This is a genomic window from Mesorhizobium sp. M1A.F.Ca.IN.020.06.1.1 (assembly GCF_004023265.1).
GTDB lineage: Bacteria > Pseudomonadota > Alphaproteobacteria > Rhizobiales > Rhizobiaceae > Mesorhizobium.
In genome coordinates, this window is sequence record NZ_RZSR01001218.1 from 1 (window position 1) to 1,472 (window position 1,472).

A 1,472-nucleotide genomic window follows, 5' to 3' on the forward strand; every position below is an offset into this window, starting at 1 on the left:
CCTTCGTGGTGTTCCTGTTCGCCTATCTCAACCTCAACCGATGGCACGGCCATTTCAGCTACGGCGCGCTGGTCTGGATCCTCGGGCTGCTACTGATTGCCGGCGTGGCCATCGTCGATCCGGCGGTCGCCGCCGGCATCGCCCGCATCTCGTTTGCCGCGACGGCGCTCACCGGCCTCGGCCTCATCATCTTCCTCGGAATTCGCGGCTATGACCGCGCGATCATGCTGGTGCCGAGCTGGGTGATGGTGCTGCTCTGGCTATGCGGCTCGTGGATGGCGATCACCGGCATGCTGGACAACGACATCGCCCAGCCGGCGCTCGGCGGCGGCCTGATCCTGATCATCCTGTTGATCGGTTTCACGGTGATGCAGCACGCTTTTGCCGGCGGCGCGCTGCACCAGGGCCTGTTTTCCGACCTCGAGCGCCAGGCGCTTGCAGTCGCCGGCTCGGGCGACATCGTGTGGGACTGGGACGTGCTGCGCGACCGCGTGGTGACCAAGCCCGACATCAGCCTGCAACTCGGCCTTGCCCCCAACAGCCTTTCGGGCGCGGCCCGCAACTGGCTGCCGGTGCTGCATGCCGACGACCGCGACACCTTCCGCACCACGCTGGACGTGGTGCTGGAGCACCGCCGCGGCCGCGTGGCCCAGAATTTCCGCCTGCGCGGCGCCGACGGGCATTATCATTGGTTCTCGCTGCGCGCCCGTCCCGTGATCGGGTCGGATGGCGAGGTGATCCGCTGCGTCGGCACCATGGTCGACGTGACCGAGCAGAAGAAATCCGAGGAAAGGCTGCTGCACGACGCCGTGCACGACAACCTGACCGGCCTGCCTAACCGCGAGCTGTTCATGAACCGGCTAGAGGCGATCATCTCGATCGCCCGCACCGAGGACAAGGTGCGCCCGACCGTCTTCGTCATCGACATCGACCGTTTCAAGCAGGTCAATGACGGGCTCGGCATTTCGGCCGGCGACACCATCCTGCTGACCATCGCGCGCCGGCTGCACCGGCTCTTGAAGCCCAAGGATTCGCTGTCGCGCTTTGCCGGCGACCAGTTCGCGCTGATGCTGCTGTCGGAACAGGATCCGGCCCGCATCGCCGCCATGGCGGATGCCATCAAGCATGCGATCAACAATCCGATCACCTTTGCCAAGCGCGAGATCGTGCTCACCGCCTCGATCGGCCTGATCACCTGGACGACGGCGCAAACCTCGTCGGAGGACATGGTCAAGGACGCCGAGCTTGCTATGCATCAGGCCAAGCGTTTCGGCGGCGACAGGATCGAGCCGTTCCGGCCGGCCTTCCGCACCGTCGGCACCGACAGGCTGCAGTTCGAATCCGACCTTCGCCGCGCCATCGAGCGGCGCGAATTCACGCTTGCCTACCAGCCGATCGTGCGGCTGGAGGATGGCAGCGTCGCCGGCTTCGAGGCGCTGCTCAGATGGGATCATCCGCGGCGCGGCATGATC

General features: G+C 65.9%; 1 protein-coding gene. It reads left to right on the forward strand.

Annotation, left to right across the window (positions count from 1 at the left end; genetic code table 11):
• On the forward strand, positions 1-1,472 hold a 1,472-nt coding region (locus EOA60_RS32640; protein WP_128312599.1), incomplete at both ends, for a diguanylate cyclase.